Annotated in this window: 16 protein-coding genes; 3 read left to right on the plus strand and 13 right to left on the minus strand. The window is 54.9% G+C overall.

Annotation, left to right across the window (positions count from 1 at the left end; translation table 11 throughout):
* Positions 1–9: 9 nt before the first annotated feature.
* The gene (locus tag Q5705_12715) at positions 10–1,053 is read right to left on the minus strand and encodes a GMP reductase (protein WLI75461.1); all 1,044 of its coding nucleotides are present in this window, start codon (positions 1,051–1,053) and stop codon (positions 10–12) included.
* 319 nt (positions 1,054–1,372) lie between these two features.
* Here Q5705_12715 and coaE point away from each other — a divergent pair, with 319 nt between their 5' ends.
* From coaE to yacG, 3 genes are read left to right on the plus strand one after another with little or no spacing between them, the layout of a single operon-like run.
* The gene (gene coaE / locus Q5705_12720; GenBank protein WLI75462.1) at positions 1,373–1,993 is read left to right on the plus strand and encodes a dephospho-CoA kinase; all 621 of its coding nucleotides are present in this window, start codon (positions 1,373–1,375) and stop codon (positions 1,991–1,993) included.
* A complete protein-coding gene (gene zapD / locus Q5705_12725; GenBank protein ID WLI75463.1) occupies positions 1,993–2,736 on the plus strand; it encodes a cell division protein ZapD in 744 nt (247 codons plus the stop codon). The genes coaE and zapD overlap by 1 nt, the downstream gene beginning before the upstream one ends.
* 9 nt (positions 2,737–2,745) lie before the next feature.
* Positions 2,746–2,940 carry a DNA gyrase inhibitor YacG gene (gene yacG / locus Q5705_12730; protein ID WLI75464.1) on the plus strand — a complete coding sequence of 65 codons (195 nt, stop codon included), beginning with the start codon at positions 2,746–2,748 and terminating at the stop codon, positions 2,938–2,940.
* Between the two features lie 28 nt (positions 2,941–2,968).
* Here the strand turns inward: yacG and mutT are convergent, their stop codons facing one another.
* The 12 genes from mutT to murD all read right to left on the minus strand — a co-directional run bounded on the left by mutT (position 2,969) and on the right by murD (position 17,383).
* Complete coding sequence (gene mutT / locus Q5705_12735) at positions 2,969–3,370, minus strand: 8-oxo-dGTP diphosphatase MutT (protein WLI75465.1); 402 nt, start codon at positions 3,368–3,370, stop codon at positions 2,969–2,971.
* A 58-nt stretch (positions 3,371–3,428) separates the two neighbouring features.
* Positions 3,429–6,134 carry a preprotein translocase subunit SecA gene (gene secA, locus Q5705_12740; protein WLI75466.1) on the minus strand — a complete coding sequence of 902 codons (2,706 nt, stop codon included), beginning with the start codon at positions 6,132–6,134 and terminating at the stop codon, positions 3,429–3,431.
* 61 nt (positions 6,135–6,195) lie between these two features.
* The gene (gene secM / locus Q5705_12745; protein WLI75467.1) at positions 6,196–6,702 is read right to left on the minus strand and encodes a secA translation cis-regulator SecM; all 507 of its coding nucleotides are present in this window, start codon (positions 6,700–6,702) and stop codon (positions 6,196–6,198) included.
* Positions 6,703–6,981: 279 nt separating this feature from the next.
* On the minus strand, positions 6,982–7,899 hold the full coding sequence (lpxC, locus tag Q5705_12750; protein WLI75468.1) for a UDP-3-O-acyl-N-acetylglucosamine deacetylase: 918 nt from the start codon (positions 7,897–7,899) through the stop codon (positions 6,982–6,984).
* 100 nt (positions 7,900–7,999) lie between these two features.
* Entirely contained in the window at positions 8,000–9,148 is a 1,149-nt protein-coding gene (gene ftsZ / locus Q5705_12755; GenBank protein ID WLI75469.1) for a cell division protein FtsZ, read from the minus strand.
* Between the two features lie 61 nt (positions 9,149–9,209).
* Positions 9,210–10,466: a cell division protein FtsA gene (gene ftsA / locus Q5705_12760; protein ID WLI75470.1), complete on the minus strand. Its 1,257-nt coding sequence runs from the start codon at positions 10,464–10,466 to the stop codon at positions 9,210–9,212.
* Positions 10,463–11,311, minus strand: a complete 849-nt coding sequence (ftsQ, locus tag Q5705_12765; GenBank protein WLI75471.1) for a cell division protein FtsQ — start codon at positions 11,309–11,311, stop codon at positions 10,463–10,465. The genes ftsA and ftsQ overlap by 4 nt, the downstream gene beginning before the upstream one ends.
* A gap of 1 nt (position 11,312) precedes the next feature.
* Positions 11,313–12,233: a D-alanine--D-alanine ligase gene (locus Q5705_12770; GenBank protein WLI75472.1), complete on the minus strand. Its 921-nt coding sequence runs from the start codon at positions 12,231–12,233 to the stop codon at positions 11,313–11,315.
* The gene (murC, locus tag Q5705_12775; GenBank protein WLI75473.1) at positions 12,226–13,701 is read right to left on the minus strand and encodes a UDP-N-acetylmuramate--L-alanine ligase; all 1,476 of its coding nucleotides are present in this window, start codon (positions 13,699–13,701) and stop codon (positions 12,226–12,228) included. Before murC ends, Q5705_12770 begins: the two co-directional genes overlap by 8 nt.
* 57 nt (positions 13,702–13,758) lie before the next feature.
* The gene (gene murG, locus Q5705_12780) at positions 13,759–14,826 is read right to left on the minus strand and encodes an undecaprenyldiphospho-muramoylpentapeptide beta-N-acetylglucosaminyltransferase (protein WLI75474.1); all 1,068 of its coding nucleotides are present in this window, start codon (positions 14,824–14,826) and stop codon (positions 13,759–13,761) included.
* A complete protein-coding gene (ftsW, locus tag Q5705_12785; GenBank protein ID WLI75475.1) occupies positions 14,826–16,067 on the minus strand; it encodes a cell division protein FtsW in 1,242 nt (413 codons plus the stop codon). The genes murG and ftsW overlap by 1 nt, the downstream gene beginning before the upstream one ends.
* Entirely contained in the window at positions 16,067–17,383 is a 1,317-nt protein-coding gene (murD, locus tag Q5705_12790) for a UDP-N-acetylmuramoyl-L-alanine--D-glutamate ligase (GenBank protein WLI75476.1), read from the minus strand. Before murD ends, ftsW begins: the two co-directional genes overlap by 1 nt.
* Positions 17,384–17,385 lie beyond the last annotated feature (2 nt).

Consider the following 17,385-nt stretch of genomic DNA (forward strand, 5'->3'; position numbering starts at 1 on the left):
GTAAGCCAATTAGAGGCTGTTAAACACGCGGTTTTCCTGCTCCTGAACGCGGATAAAGGTCGTGCGTTTGGTCAGCTCTTTCAGGCGAGAAGCGCCGACATATGTACAGGCTGAACGCAAGCCGCCCAGGATATCGCGCGCGGTATTTTCAACCGGGCCGCGCAGTGGAATTTTCACGGTTTTGCCTTCTGCGGCGCGGTAACCGGCAACGCCGCCAACGTGGCGATTCATCGCGGATTCAGAGCTCATGCCATAGAACTGCATGAATTTCTCGCCGTTTTCTTCAACGATGGAGCCGCCGCTCTCTTCATGACCGGCCAACATACCGCCGAGCATCACGAAGTCTGCGCCGCCGCCAAAGGCTTTTGCCACATCACCGGGTACGGTGCAGCCGCCATCGCTGACAATCTGCCCGCCGAGACCGTGCGCCGCATCAGCACATTCGATAACCGCAGAAAGCTGCGGGTAGCCAACGCCAGTTTTCACGCGCGTAGTGCAAACAGAGCCAGGGCCAATGCCCACTTTCACAATATCGGCCCCGGAGAGGATCAGCTCTTCGCACATTTCGCCGGTAACGACGTTACCCGCGCAGATAGTTTTGTCCGGCCAGGCTTCACGTGCTTTCGCTAAAAACTGCACGAAGTGCTCGGAGTAGCCATTCGCCACGTCGATGCAGACAAAATTCAGCGATGGGTGCAAAGCGAGGATCTGTTTGGTTTTTTCGAAGTCCGTATCGGATGTGCCGGTAGAGACCATCACATGGCGCAGCACATTTTCAGATTCAGACTGCACAAAGCCTTTCCACTCTTCAACGGAATAGTGTTTATGTACGGCGGTGAGAATATCGAAGGATGCCAGCGCTTTCGCCATGGCGAATGTGCCCACGGTATCCATATTGGCGGCAATAACCGGTACGCCAGACCAGCGCATTCCAGAATGTTTGAACGTAAACTCGCGCTCCAGTTCGACATCGGAACGGCTTTTAAGGGTAGAACGTTTAGGGCGGATAAGGACGTCTTTGAAACCTAACTTCAGATCTTCTTCGATACGCATGTGGGGATTCCTGGGGTTAATGGCGACAATACAAACTCACAACTCCAGTGACGCTATCATACGCACTAATAAGGGTCGCGCAAGACTGCGAAAATCTCTTTTTTTACGCTACAATCCTATAAATTTATCTGGTGAATGAGCCAGTTTCGGTTAATTGATTTCATTGTTACTTGATTAATTTACAATCCATTGATTTTTATCATAAATATATTTCCGCTTTTGCGTTTTTCCTCGCTCCGGACAACGGTATTTGTTGGTAATGAGTGGGGAAAATCTCAACAGATTGTGATGTCGGGCTAACTTTTTAGGGTTGAGCGTTATGAGGTATACGGTCGCGTTAACCGGCGGCATTGGCAGCGGAAAAAGCACCGTGGCGGATGCCTTCGCGAAACTTGGCGTTAACGTTGTCGACGCGGATATTATTGCCCGCCAGGTTGTGGAACCTGGCTCTCCTGCGTTAAGCGCCATTGCCGGGCGATTTGGCGCAGAAATGTTCCTCGCAGACGGTTCGCTCAATCGCCGTTTACTGCGCGAACGCATTTTTGCTTCTCCGGGCGATAAAAGCTGGCTCAACGGCCTACTCCACCCGCTGATTCAGCAACAGACTCAGCGCCAGATTGCCGAGGCGACATCGCCTTATGTATTGTGGGTTGTTCCGTTGCTGGTGGAAAACGGGCTTTATCGCAAAGCCGATCGGGTGTTGGTGATTGACGTCCCGGTTGAGACGCAAATTTTACGCACCATGCAGCGTGATGGTGTAACCCGCGAACATGCGGAAAACATTCTCGCGGCTCAGGCCACACGCGAAGCGCGACTTGCCGTCGCAGATGATGTTATTGACAATAATGGCGCACCAGATGCGATAGCATCGGATGTTGCCCGCCTGCATGCAGACTATCTAAAGTATGCTTCGCAGGTCGTATCACAGGAAAAACCGTAATGCACACCCACATCCTTTTTGAACATCCACTTAACGAAAAGATGCGCACCTGGCTGCGCGTTGAATTTTTACTGCAACAACTCTCCACCCATTTGCCGCTCAGCGGCCATGCCGACGCGTTGCACTTTTTCCGTAACGTGGGCGATTTGCTGGATGTGTTCGAACGCGGTGATACCCGGACTGAATTACTGAAAGAGCTGGAGCGCCAGCAACGTAAACTGCGCGCCTGGAGTGAAGTGCCGGGTGTTGATCTCAACCGCATTGAAGAGATTCGCCAGCAGTTGAAAGAGAGCGGAAGCGTGCTGATGACCGCGCCGCGCATTGGTCAGGTATTACGTGAGGATCGCCTGATAGGCCTGGTGCGCCAGCGCTTAAGCATTCCTGGCGGCTGCTGTAGTTTCGATCTGCCGACGCTGCATATGTGGCTACACTTATCGCAGGCGCAGCGCGACGCGCAGGTTTCATTCTGGCTGGAAAGCCTTGAGCCATTGCGTGCGACGCTGACGCTGATCCTCGATCTTATTCGCAATGCCGCGCCGTTTCGCCGCCAGACCAGCCTGAATGGCTTTTACCAGGATAATGGTGATGATGCCGATTTGCTACGTCTGCAACTGCCGCTTCAGGAGAAGCTTTACCCGCAAATCTCCGGGCATAAGAGCCGTTTTGCCATTCGTTTTTTACCCTTCGACAGCGAAAACGGCGTCGTGCCGGAGCGGCTGGATTTTGAACTGGCCTGCTGTTAAGGAGCCGTAATGACTGAAGAAACTATTGTTAACTGCCCGACCTGCGGGAAATCTGTGGTATGGGACGAAAAAAGCCCGTTTCGCCCCTTCTGTTCCAAACGTTGCCAGCTGATTGATTTAGGCGAATGGGCAGCGGAAGAGAAACGCATCGCCAGCTCCGGCGATCTGTCAGACAGTGATGACTGGAGTGAACAACAGCACTGATCCCGCGAGTTGCCTGCTGGCACGTTGCTTAGCAGGCCTGGCTGCCTCTTACTAACTTATTGATAATGGGTTCGTTGGCGGGTGGGAAATCTTCTGCATTAAGCGCGCTTTGCGCGATCCACTCGCCCGGCTGGCCTTCTTTACCCCACGGTTCGCCCTGCCAGTTTTCCACCAGCCAGAACCACAGCGTGATATGGCGATCGGGAAACTGATATTCCAGCTTCTCAAACAACGTTGCGCCCAGCGCGGTGATACCCACTTCTTCGTGTAGCTCGCGGATCATTGCCTGCTCAGGCGTTTCACCCGCTTCAATTTTCCCGCCCGGAAACTCAAGTTTATTAGCCATGTGTGCATCGGCAGCGCGTCGGGTGATAAAGATTTCACCCTGCGGATTACGGATAATGCCAACAGCGATGTTGAGTATTTTCATTATGCAGACTCCATAAAAAAGGCGCAGATATCTGCGCCTTTCCTTTTTTATCAGCGCATTACGCCAGACGGCCGTGACACTGTTTGTATTTTTTACCGGAACCGCAAGGGCAAGGATCGTTACGACCGACCTTGCGTTCACCGGTTTGTGCCGCAAGCGCGGCTGCCGCTTCAGATTCGTCGTTCTGGTGGCTCAGTTGCTGCATCTGTGCCAGACGCTCAGCTTCTTCGCGACGCTGTTGCTCCATCGCTTCCACTTCTTCCGGCATACGCACCTGCACCTTGCTCAGCGTGCTGATCACTTCATACTTCAGAGATTCCAGCATCGCAGCGAACATGGCAAAGGATTCGCGTTTGTACTCCTGCTTCGGATCTTTTTGCGCATAGCCACGCAGATGGATCCCCTGACGCAGGTAGTCCATTGCCGCCAGGTGCTCTTTCCACAGGGAATCCAGCGTTTGCAGCATGACGCCTTTTTCAAAGTGACGCATCATCTCCGCGCCAACCACCTCTTCTTTGCGCTGGTACGTTTCCACCGCGCTTTGCAGGATACGCTCACGCAGCGTTTCTTCATGCAGGTCCGGCTCTTTATCCAGCCATTCGGCGATCGGCAGATCGAGATCGAAATCGTTTTTCAGACGTTCCTGTAAGCCTGGAATATCCCACATCTCTTCCAGCGACTGCGGCGGAATATGTCCATCAATCGTCGCTTTGAAGACATCTTCGCGGATGCTGTTAATGGTTTCGCTTACATCGGAAACATCCAGCAGTTCGTTACGCTGAGTGTAGATTGCACGACGCTGATCGTTAGCCACATCATCATATTCCAGCAGTTGCTTACGAATATCGAAGTTACGGCTTTCCACTTTGCGCTGTGCGTTGGCGATAGCTTTGGTGACCCACGGGTGCTCGATGGCTTCGCCCGGTTTCATCCCCAGCTTACGCATCATGCCGGAAACGCGATCGGAGGCGAAAATGCGCATCAGAGCATCTTCCATGGAGAGGTAGAAACGTGAAGAACCCGCATCGCCCTGACGACCGGAACGACCACGCAGCTGGTTATCGATACGGCGCGATTCATGGCGTTCAGTACCGATAATATGCAGACCACCCGACGCCAGCACCGCATCATGGCGCTTCTGCCACTCCGCTTTCACCTGCGCGATTTGCTCGGGCGTTGGATCGTCGATCTCCGCCAGTTCAGCCTGCCAGCTACCGCCCAGCACGATATCCGTACCGCGACCAGCCATGTTGGTCGCGATGGTTACCGCGCCCGGATAACCCGCCTGCGCCACAATATCGGCTTCTTTGGCGTGGAATTTGGCGTTCAGGACGTTGTGCTTAATGCCCGCTTTAGTCAGCTCATTCGAGACAACTTCTGATTTTTCGATAGAGATCGTACCTACCAGCACCGGCTGGCCATTGGCGGTACGCTCTTTGATATCTTCAATAATCGCCTGAATTTTTTCCGCTTCGGTCATATACACCAGATCCGCCATATCTTTACGGATCATTGGGCGGTTTGTCGGCACAACCACAGTATCAAGCTTGTAGATCGAGCTAAATTCGAAGGCTTCGGTATCCGCTGTACCGGTCATACCGGCCAGCTTTTCATACAGACGGAAGTAGTTCTGGAAGGTGATGGAGGCGAGCGTCTGGTTTTCGTTCTGGATTTCTACGCCTTCTTTCGCTTCAACGGCCTGGTGCAAACCATCGGACCAGCGACGACCTTGCATGGTACGACCGGTGTGTTCATCGACGATAATCACTTCGCCATCTTTCACGATGTAATCGACATCGCGGGTGAACAGCGCATGCGCGCGAAGTGCAGCGGTGACGTGGTGCATCAGCATGATGTTAGCCGGAGAGTACAAAGACTCGCCCTCTTCCATGATGCCTTCTTTCACCAGCAGTTCTTCAATTAACACCAGACCGCGTTCGGTCAGGGTCACCTGACGCGCTTTTTCATCCACTGAGAAGTGGCCTTCACCCTGGAAGGTGTCGGAATCTTCCTTCTCCTGGCGAACCAGATACGGAATGATTTTGTTCACTTTCTTGTAGAGATCGGAGCTGTCTTCCGCCGGACCGGAAATGATCAGCGGAGTACGCGCTTCATCGATCAGGATGGAATCCACCTCATCCACCAGCGCATAGTGCAATTTACGTTGCACACGCTCTTCAGGGCTGAATGCCATGTTATCGCGCAGGTAGTCGAAGCCATATTCATTGTTGGTACCGTAGGTAATATCGGCAGCGTAGGCTTCGCGTTTAGCAACGGAAGGCATGCCCGGAAGGTTGATGCCGACGCTCATGCCGAGGAATTCAAACAGCGGACGGTTGTTTTCGGCGTCACGTTGCGCCAGGTAGTCGTTGACGGTAACAACGTGCACGCCTTTACCGCTTAGCGCATTCAGATAAGCCGGTAGCGTTGCGGTCAGGGTTTTACCTTCACCGGTACGCATTTCGGCGATGCAGCGATCGTTCAGCACCATCCCGCCCAGCAACTGCACATCAAAGTGGCGCATACCGAACACGCGCTTACTTGCTTCACGCACAACGGCGAATGCTTCTGGCAGCAGGTCTTCAACGCTTTCGCCTTTTTCCAGACGCGCGCGAAACTCAGCGGTTTTGCCTTTCAGCTCTTCATCGCTGAGTTGCTCCATGGCAGGTTCCATGGCATTGATCTGGGTAACAGTTTTACGCATGCGACGCAGCGTACGATCGTTACGGCTACCGAATACTTTAGTTAACAAATTGATTAGCATAATAAAAATCTCAAATGCTCCGCTCGGCGAAGCTAAAAAAATGGATGAATCACTCTATTTTTTAGCTGAGAAATCGTGGGCCGGCGCGTATGCCCTGCACCTGGCTTATCCAGGCAGAGACACTAAATGAAGCATGCGGAGTAAATGAGGTTTGCGCCACCAGACGCACGATGGCTGGCGGCTTGCTTTCCAGCGTCAGCAATGCGCTGAGCGTATCCAGCAAAACAAGATGATGCGCCTGAATGGGCAAAGGTTCTTCCGTTGCAACCGGCAGTGCCTGCGGTGCCATGGCGAACGAAAGATGACGAATAACGGTGCGGATGGCATGCTGATGCCAGTAATCGACGGTGAAGTTCGGGCGGCGTTTCGCTTCCAGCAAGGCGAGACTGGTGAAATTAACCGTACTGGCGCTGTCGTGATTGCGGGTGGTTTCGCGCGCGGGATGAGCAGTTTCGGTATTACTGGCGAGTGCAGGCAAGCCAAAACTCGCCGCGACCATCCCTAATAAGAGATGCGGCCAGAAATAGCGTCTACCAAATTGTCGCCAACGCGTAAGAATTCCGCTCACTTGCTCCACCAAAAAAGACGCTTCCCTGAAGCTGCGTCTGTGTATGTCGTTTGCGCCCAAATCTTACCACTAAAGCCGCCTGCACACAGCAGTATTCAGGACTTATGCGGGATAAAACTGACCAGGAAAGCAGCAATCAAACGCGCAAAAGGGTCGGAGGCGTGATTATGAAAAGAACAGGGGTAAATTGAGATAGCCAACTAACGGGCAAAGAAAAACGACTGGTTTCCCTGACCGGAGAGAGTGCCAGGTTAACCAGTCGATTTTTAGGTTATGGCGTTATGCCAGAACCATAGTAGGTGCTTTGAATGCCAGCGGCAGTTCAGCTTCGTCTTCGAAAGTCACATATTCCCAGGCTTCCTGTTTTGCCAGAACAGCCTGCAACAATTTGTTGTTCAAAGCATGACCGGATTTGTACGCGGTAAATGCGCCGATGATGTTGTGACCGCACATGAACAGATCGCCGATTGCATCCAGCATTTTGTGACGAACAAATTCATCTTCGAAACGCAGGCCGTCTTCGTTCAGTACGCGATAATCGTCAACTACGATGGCACAATCGAAGCTACCGCCCAGGCACAATCCGCGCGACTGGAGGTATTCGATATCACGCATGAAACCGAAGGTGCGCGCGCGACTAATCTGGCGCATAAATGCATCGGCAGAGAAGTTCATCGCGTAGCGTTGCGTGCTGGCATCAATCGCCGGGTGGTTGAAGTCGATAGTGAAATCGAGCGTAAAACCGTTATGCGGTTTGAACTCTGCCCACTTATCGCCATCTTCAACACGCACCGTTTCTTTGATGCGAACGAATTTCTTGGCGCTGTTCAGCTCTTCGATCCCTGCATCCAGCAACAGGTAAACGAACGGTGCTGCACTGCCATCCATAATAGGAATTTCCGGTGCATCGACTTCGACAATGATGTTGTCGATACCCAGCCCCGCCAGAGCCGCATTTAAGTGCTCGACGGTTGAAATCCGCACGTCATGCTCGTTGACCAGACAAGTACAGAGCATAGTATCACGCACAGATTTAGCATCAGCCGGAAAGTCTACCGGTGGATTTAAGTCAGTGCGACGATAGATGACCCCGGTATTTGCCGGCGCAGGGCGCAACGTCAGTGTGACTTTTTTGCCGGTATGTAAACCGACACCAGTCGCCTGAACGATACGTTTAAGTGTCCTTTGTTTGATCATCGTATAATCTCGCCTAATTACCAATCCAACCAAATTGTATAACACAATGGGTGGGCCAGTTTAGCACAAAGAGCGAAGAAGCCCAACTTCCAGTCAATTCTTAATCCGCTTGTTTACGCAGGAACGCCGGAATATCCAGGTAATCGGGCTCTTTTGTGGTCTGCGGCGTATTGTCGTTGACCACTTTCGCCGGTTTCTGCTCCTGCTGCATCGGCTGCATGCCGTGCTGCTGGTAGCGATCCATCACTGGCTGCTGCGCCTGTTTGTTGGTTACCAGCGTAATCTCAGGACGCTTGTCCATGCCGATACCGGTAGCAACAACTGTTACGCGCAGTTCGTCATTCATATCCGGATCGAGCGACGTACCGATAACCACAGTCGCGTTATCTGACGCGAACGCACGAATGGTGTTACCGACAGTTTCAAACTCGTCCAGGCGCAGGTCAAAGCCCGCCGTGATGTTAACCAGCACACCACGCGCGCCGGACAGGTCGATATCTTCCAGCAGCGGGCTGGAAATCGCCATTTCGGCCGCTTCTTCTGCACGATCCTCACCGCTTGCCACGCCGGAGCCCATCATCGCGTAGCCCATTTCGGACATCACGGTGCGCACGTCAGCGAAGTCGACGTTCATCAGGCCAGGACGGGTGATCAATTCCGCGATACCCTGCACTGCACCTTTCAGCACGTCGTTTGCTGCGCCAAAAGCATCCAGCAGAGAGATGCCGCGACCCAGCACTTTCAGCAGCTTGTCGTTCGGAATGGTAATCAGCGAGTCCACATGCTTGGACAGTTCGGTGATCCCCTGCTCCGCAAATGCCATGCGCTTCTTGCCTTCAAAATTGAATGGCTTCGTCACAACAGCAACGGTCAGGATACCCAGATCTTTTGCTACTTCAGCCACGACAGGCGCAGCACCAGTACCGGTACCGCCGCCCATACCCGCTGCGATAAAGACCATGTCAGCGCCTTCCAGCGCAGCGCGCAGCGCTTCACGATCTTCTTCTGCCGCGTTACGGCCGACTTCAGGGTTAGCCCCTGCGCCCAGACCTTTGGTGATACCACCGCCGATCTGAATGGTTTGACCCACCGCCGTTTTACGTAACGCCTGCGCGTCGGTATTCACGGCGAAGAATTCAACCCCCTCGATGCGCTCGCGCACCATATGCTCTACGGCATTACCGCCGCCGCCACCGACGCCGATGACTTTAATCACCGCGTCGTTGGTTAATTCCATCGGTTCAAACATAATCTCTCTCCGTTGTGCCTGTCGCCTGAGACCGCTAATTCTCTACGGTCTCTGAAAAAAATTAAAACTCTTTTCGCAGCCAGCTGTTGATTCGTTTGAACCACGAGCCGACTGACGTACGCTTTTCTACTTCCGCTTCACCACTTAAATGGGTCTCTTTCCCGTAGTGCAGCAGCCCCACCGCCGTAGAATAATACGGCTCCTGGGCGTAATCAGTTAAGCCAGTAATATTAAGAGGCGCACCAATACGCACCTGCGTATGGAATACACGCTGTGCGCAGGCCGCCAGGCCTTCCATTTGCGCCGCGCCTCCTGTCAACACAATCCCCGCCGCGAGGTGATGTTTCACGCCCTGCTGGCGAAGCTGCTCCTGCAACTGCAAAATCTCGTCATTCACCAGATTGAGTAACTCCGCGTAGCGCGGCTCAATCACATCTGCAAGCGTCTGGCGTTGCAGACTACGCGGCGGACGGCCGCCCACGCTCGGTACTTCGACGCTTTCGTCTTTGCCGACCAGGGAACCCAGCGCGCAACCGTGGCGAACTTTAATCGCCTCTGCATCGCTCGGCGGCGTCCCGAAAGCGTAAGCGATATCGCTGGTCACCACATTCCCCGCATACGGGATAACTTTGGTGTGACGCAGCGCGCCGCCGGTGTAAACCGCCATGTCCATTGTACCACCGCCGATATCGACGACGCAGACACCCAATTCGCGCTCATCTTCCGTCAATACGGAGTAGCTGGACGCCAGTCCGGCGAAAATAAGTTGGTCAACTTTCAAACCACATCGTTCAACGGCTTTAACGATGTTTTTCGCCATATCGTTATGGCAGGTAATCAGGTGAACCTTCGCCTGCATACGTACGCCGGACAGACCTACCGGGTTTTTAATCCCCTCCTGGTAGTCAATGGCGTACTCCTGCGGAATAACATGCAAAACGCGGTGTTCATCACGTACACGCACCGATTTGGCGGTATGCACTACGTTCTCCACATCTTCCTGCGTCACTTCTTCTTCTGAAATCGGCACCATACCAATTTCGTTTTGGCAACTAATATGTTTCCCCGAGAGCGCAAGGTAGACCGAGGAGATCTGGCAATCGGCCATCAGTTCGGCCTGATCGATGGCGCGCTGTACGCATTTCACCACCGACTCCAGATCGTTCACTCCGCCTTTGTCCATCCCGCGGGATGGGCAACTGCCTACGCCAATGATATTCACAATACCGTCGGGCAGAACTTCCCCTACTAAAGCGGCGACCTTCGCGGTGCCAATCTCCAGCCCTACTACCAGTTTTCTGTCCGTCGCCTTGATCATTGTTGCTCTGCCTGTGCCTGATTCTGTTGTGCCTGATTTTGCTGCTGATTCGGTTCCTGAACAGGGGCTGCTTTCCAGCCTACAGCCGCACCTGAGTCATAGCGTAAATCCACGTAGCTAATCGCTTTGCCATCCGTCTGCGCCTGCTGCTGCAAAACCGGGTAAAGTTCTACAAAGCGCGAAAGACGTTTCATCGTATCGCCACGGCCCAGGTTGAGCTTGATGTCATTGCTCAACGTTAATTGCCAGGAGCGCCGCGCGGTCATCGCCGCTTCTTTTAACGTGAACTTATCCTTTGCCAGCACCTGCCCCATGTCGCGGTATCCCTGCAAAACTTCGCTTTCGCTGCCTTCAGGGCCGTACAGCATCGGTAAAATCTGGTTACTGGTTCGCTCCGCCGGTACGCTAAAGGCATTGCCATCCGCATCAACCATGTGCTGGTCATTCCACCGCGCAATGGGCACATATTCAACCAGATGAATCTTCAATTCGTCTGGCCACTGCTTTCTGACGCTCGCCTGCTTGATCCACGGCAGACGTTCAATCTGGCTCTGAATAATGTTGACGTCCTGGGTCATAAAGGTGCCAGGCGCGCCCAATGCCAGTATCGACTGACGAATATCGTCGTTACGGGTGTAATGACGCTCGCCGGTTAATACCAGCTTCGACAACGGCAAACGTTGCGCATCATCCATCCAACCTAACACCACCCAGCCGCTCACTAACACGGTGCACAACACCGTCAACAGGAACAGAATGCCTGCAAGGCGCGTTCCATTGTTGCGGCGGGAGGTCGTTACGGCCTCCGCTTCGCGATTTCGTGTATTCAGCGCAGCCTGAGACATATCACTCCGCCAGATCCAAAATACGAACAACCAGTTGCGAGAAGCTCAGGCCCGCCTGACGCGCTGCCATCGGCACCAGGCTGTGGCTGGTCATGCCCGGCGACGTATTCGCTTCCAGCAAATAAAATTGACCGTCGCTATCCAGCATGGCATCAATGCGCCCCCAACCACGGCAACCTAAAACCTGCCACGCTTTAAACACCAGGGACTGCAATGCAGCCTCACGTTCTGCTTCCAGACCTGATGGACAGAAATACTTCGTCTCATCAGAGAGATACTTCGCCTCATAATCATAGAAGATTCCCGCCGGTTGGATGCGAATCGACGGTAAAATTTCATTTCCAAGCAGCGCGACGGTAAATTCCGGGCCACTGAGCCATTTTTCAATCAGAACTTCATCATCATGTTGAAATGCAAGCGCTAAAGCCGCATGCAGATCGCTATTTTTGTCAACTTTTGACATACCCACACTGGAGCCTTCACGGCTGGGCTTGACAATAACAGGTAACCCCAGCCCATCAATCCGTTGAATATCATCGTCTTTTAGGCCTGATTCAAATTCACTACGCGTTACGGCAACCCACGGCGCAACTGGCAACCCGGCGCCTTGCCACAGCAGCTTGCTGCGCAATTTGTCCATCGAAATGGCGGAGGCCATCACACCGCTACCGGTGTAAGGCACGCCAGTCAGTTCCAGCAGCCCCTGCAATGTGCCATCTTCGCCACCGCGACCATGCAGAGCGATAAACGCTTTGCTAAAGCCCATCTCTTTGAGGCGGGTGACATCAACCTCGCGCGGATCCACACCGTGCGCATCCACACCGCCTTCGCGCAAACCTGCCAGCACCGCTGCACCAGAATTGAGCGAAACATCACGCTCGGCGGACGTGCCGCCCAGCAAAACAGCGACTTTCTCAGCCACGATGCTCCTCCTCCTGGGTCTGCGGTACCAGTTTGCTCTGCGCGAGGCTGCGGGCTATTTTGCCGATATTCCCCGCCCCCTGAATCAGAATCAAATCATTACCGGTCAGCACCGGCGCCAGCATTGCTGCCACCTGCGCCGGATCGGGAACCAGAATCGGGTCAATTTTCCCGCGACCGCGAATAGTGCGGCACAGCGAACGGCTGTCTGCGCCCGGAATGGCCGCTTCGCCCGCCGGGTAAACCTCCAGCATCAACAGCGAATCAACCTGCGTCAGCACATTGGCAAAATCGTCGTACAGATCGCGGGTACGCGTGTAACGATGCGGCTGGAACAGCATGACCAGGTTTTTATCCGGCCAGCCTGCGCGAGCGGCTTTGATCGTTGCGTCCACTTCCGTCGGGTGATGGCCATAATCATCCACCAGCATCGCCGTACCGCTTTTGCCGTTTACCGCATCCAGCGGGAACTCGCCGAGGAAGTCGAAACGACGGCCAGTGCCCTGGAAACTTTCCAGCGCGCGCAGAATGGCGTCGTCGTCAATGCCCTCTTCCGTCGCCACGGCTACCGCGGCCGCCGCGTTCAGCGCGTTATGGCGACCGGGCGCATTCAGCGTTACGCGCAGTTCCGGCTTATCCTGACGCACCAGCGTGAAGTGTCCCTGCGGCCCCTGCTGGCGGTAATTTTCAACACGCACATCCGCATCGTCGCTAAATCCGTAAGTCGTAATTTGACGGCCCACACGCGGCAGCAACTCGCGAATCACCGGGTCGTCGACACACATCACTGCACGGCCATAAAACGGCAAATTGTGCAGAAAATTAATAAACGTCGTTTTTAAATTTTCGAAGTCGCCCTGGTAGGTATCCATATGATCGGCTTCGATATTGGTCACAATCGCCACCATCGGTTGCAGATGCAGGAAAGAGGCGTCGCTCTCATCCGCTTCGGCAATCAGGTAACGGCTATGGCCCAGGCGCGCATGCACCCCGGCAGCTTTAACCAGCCCACCGTTAACAAAAGTCGGGTCAAGCCCGGCTTCTGCATAAATACTGGACACCATCGCGGTGGTGGTGGTTTTCCCGTGCGTACCGGCAATAGCGATGCCATGGCGGAAACGCATTAACTCAGCCAGCATCTCCGCGCGGCGGATCACCGGGATACGCGCTTCCTGCGCTGCAACAATTTCCGGGTTGTCGGCAGCGATGGCGCTGGAGACGACCACGACGCTGGCATCGCTGACGTTTTCCGGGCGATGGTTAAAATAAATCGTGGCACCAAGGGACGTTAACTGCTGCGTCACCGGGTTCGGAGCCAAATCGGAACCGCTAATCTGGTAGCCTTCGTTGGCCAGCACTTCGGCAATACCGCCCATGCCGGCACCGCCGATGCCAACGAAGTGAATGTGCCGGACGCGACGCATCTCGGGCACGATTAAACGCAGTTTCGCCAGTTCTTGTGTATTCATTCTCTAAACGCCATCGACATCAAAAAGTAGCGCGACGCAAAAAGGCGTCGCCAGTATTTATGCCTGAGCTGCCAGGCTGACTTCATGTGCCACCCGCTCGGTGGCATCCGGGATCGCCGCCGCGCGAGCGCGTTCAGCCATCTCCACTAATACGTCGCGGTTCCAGCCAGCAAGCGTTGCCGCGACCGTCTCAGCGGTAAATTGCGGCTGCTCCAGAATCTTCGCCGCGCCGACTTTTTCCAGCGGCAGGGCATTCCAGTACTGCTGTCTGTCTTTGTGCTGGAACGGCACGAACAGCGCCGGTAAACCCGCAGCGGCAATCTCACTGACCGTTAACGCACCGGAGCGGCAGACAACCACATCGGCCCACGCATAGGCCTGAGCCATATCGTCAATAAATTCGGTAACTTTATGCTGCGCTGCACACACCGCCGCATAAGCCTGTTCAACATCCTGCTGCGCGCCTTTGCCGCTCTGATGCCAGATGGTCACCGCCGCGCCCAGTTTTGCCGCCACTTGCGGCATGGTCTGGTTCAGCACGCGCGCGCCTTGCGAGCCGCCGACAACCAGCACGCGAATGGGACCTTCACGCCCTGGCAGACGCGTCTGCGGCAGCGGCAGCGCCAGCACATCCACACGCACCGGGTTACCCACCACTTCCGCTTTCGGGAATGCACCGGGAAACGCCTGCATCACTTTGGTGGCGATTTTCGCCAGCCATTTGTTTGTCAGACCGGCAATCCCGTTTTGTTCATGCAACACCACGGGAATGCCAAGAGACCAGGCGGCAAGCCCGCCGGGGCCGGAAACATAACCGCCCATTCCCAGCACCACGTCCGGCTTAAAGCGGCGCATAATCGCGCGCGCCTGACGCCAGGCGTTGAAAATCCGTACCGGCGCTAACAGCTGTGCCTTGAGGCCTTTGCCACGCAGGCCGGAGATGCGAATGAAGTCAATCTCAATACCGTTTTTTGGTACCAGGTCAGCCTCCATGCGATCGGCGGTTCCGAGCCAGCGCACTTGCCAGCCCTGATCCATCAAATGGTGCGCGACCGCGAGACCGGGGAAAACATGCCCGCCGGTACCGCCCGCCATCACCATTAACCGCTTCGGTTGACCACTCATCACACACCTCGTGTAAACGCCTGGGCTTTCTCCAGACGCGTTTCATAATCTATGCGCAGCAACAGCGTTATCGCCGTTGACATAATCAATAAACTGGAACCGCCGTAACTGATAAGCGGCAAGGTTAACCCCTTGGTTGGCAGCATACCGGCTGCCGCACCGACGTTAACCAGCGCCTGGAAGCTAAACCAGATACCTATCGAACAGGCAAGGAAACCGGAGAAACGGTGGTCAATCTCCAGCGCTTTTCGGCCAATGGACATGGCGCGGAAAGCGACGAAGAATACCATTAAAAGCGCGGCTACCACACCGATATAACCGAGTTCCTCGCCGATAATGGAGAAGATGAAGTCGGTATGCGCTTCCGGCAGATACTCCAGCTTCTGAATCGAGTTACCGAGCCCCTGCCCCCACAGTTCGCCGCGACCAAACGCCATCAGCGACTGCGTTAACTGATAACCGCTACCAAAGGGATCTTCCCACGGGTTCCAGAATGAGGTCACGCGGCGAATACGGTACGGTTCGGCCAGAATCAACAGCACCACCGCCGAAATGCCCATACCGATAATCGCGATAAACTGCCACAGCTTCGCGCCCGCCAGGAACAGCATCGCCAGCGTGGTGATAAACAGCACGACCACCGTACCGAGGTCCGGCTGTGCCAGCAGCAAAATCGCCAGCACCAGGATAACCCCCATCGGTTTCAGGAAGCCGCGCAGGTTATTACGCACTTCGTCCACCTTGCGTACGAGGTAGTTCGCCAGGTAGCAAAACAGCGACAGCTTGGTAAATTCCGCCGGCTGAAAACGCATCACGCCGAGATCGATCCAGCGCGATGCCCCGTTGATCGAACTCCCGACCACCAGCACCACTAACAACATAATGATCGACGCGATCAGCATGACAGAGCTGTATCTTTGCCAAAAATCCATCGGCAGGCGCAGGGTCACCATCGCCATACAAAACGACAGGAACAGATACAAGGCGTGGCGTTTAGCGAAGAAGAAAGGATCGTCCGTCAGGCGCTGTCCTACCGGCATTGACGCCGAGGTCACCATAATGAAGCCGATCGCCGCCAGGCCCAGTGTTAACCACAGCAGCGTGCGGTCATACATCACCAGACTGTCGCTATCTTTCTGTCGCGAGCCCATTACCCAGCCTTTTAATGCCGCAAACAGCCACGCCAGGAGACTATATCCTGGCAGGCGCGGCATTCTCGGGCGGGGAAGCGTTAAACGCATTAGCCTAACTCCTGCGCCAGACGGGTAAACTCATCACCCCGTTGTTCGAAATTCTTAAACTGATCGAGGCTGGCGCAGGCGGGTGATAACAACACCATATCGCCCGGCTGCACGCGTGTGGCAATCAGCCGCATCGCCTGATCCATCGTGTCTGTTTGTTCGGCTACGTCAGGGCGCAGCGCAGCCAGTTCCGCGCCATCGCGTCCGAAGCAGTACAACCGAACGTTATCGCCGCTGAGATAGCGTTTCAGCGGCGTGAAATCTGCCGACTTACCGTCGCCGCCCAATAACAGATGCAGCGTGCCATCGACCTGCAAACCATTAAGCGCCGCTTCGGTGCTGCCGACGTTGGTAGCTTTTGAGTCGTTAACCCAGCGCACACCGTTGTGCTCCAGCGCCAGCTGAAAGCGGTGCGCCAACCCGCTAAAGGTGGTTAGCGCTTTCAGGCTGCTGGCGCGCGGTAAACCGGCCGCATCTGCCAGCGCCAGCGCCGCCAGCGCATTGGTGTAGTTGTGCTGGCCGCTCAGCTTCATCTCTTTGACATTCAGCACTTTCTCGCCTTTAACACGCAGCCAGGTTTCGCCCTGCTGGCGGTTCAGGTGATAGTCGCCAACGTCAACGCCAAAACTGACGCAGCGCTCATCGGCACCGCGTACCGGCATGGTTAATGCGTCATCGGCATTCACCACGCACACTTTCGCGTTTTCATAGATACGCAGTTTGGCGGCGCGATACTGCTGCAAGCCAAACGGATAGCGATCCATATGATCTTCGGTCACGTTAAGGATAGTTGCCGCCACGGCCTGCAAGCTGGAGGTGGTTTCCAGTTGGAAGCTTGAAAGCTCCAGCACATACAGCTCGCGCTCGTCATCGAGCAGCATCAGCGCGGGAAGACCGATATTGCCCCCCACGCCCACATTCTTACCGGCGGCTTCGGCCATTTCACCGACCAGTTTAGTGACGGTGCTTTTACCGTTCGAACCGGTAATGGCGATAACCGGCGCTTGCGCTTCACGGCAGAACAGTTCGATATCACCGACGATCTCGACGCCTGCATCCGCCGCTGCGCTCAGGGAGGGATGCGCCAGTGCGATGCCAGGGCTTGCAACAATCAGATCAGCGGCCAGCAGCCAGTCGTCGTTGAGACTACCAAGATGGCGCTCCACCTCCTCCGGCAACTTGTCCAGCCCCGGCGGTGCAATGCGCGTGTCCATCACGCGCGGCGTCACGCCGCGCGCAAGGAAAAAGTCCACGCAGGAAAGGCCTGTCAGGCCTAAACCGATAATGACGACTTTTTTACCCTGGTAATCCGTCATGA

Source organism: Kosakonia sp. H02 (genome assembly GCA_030704225.1).
In the GTDB taxonomy this organism is placed as follows: domain Bacteria; phylum Pseudomonadota; class Gammaproteobacteria; order Enterobacterales; family Enterobacteriaceae; genus Kosakonia.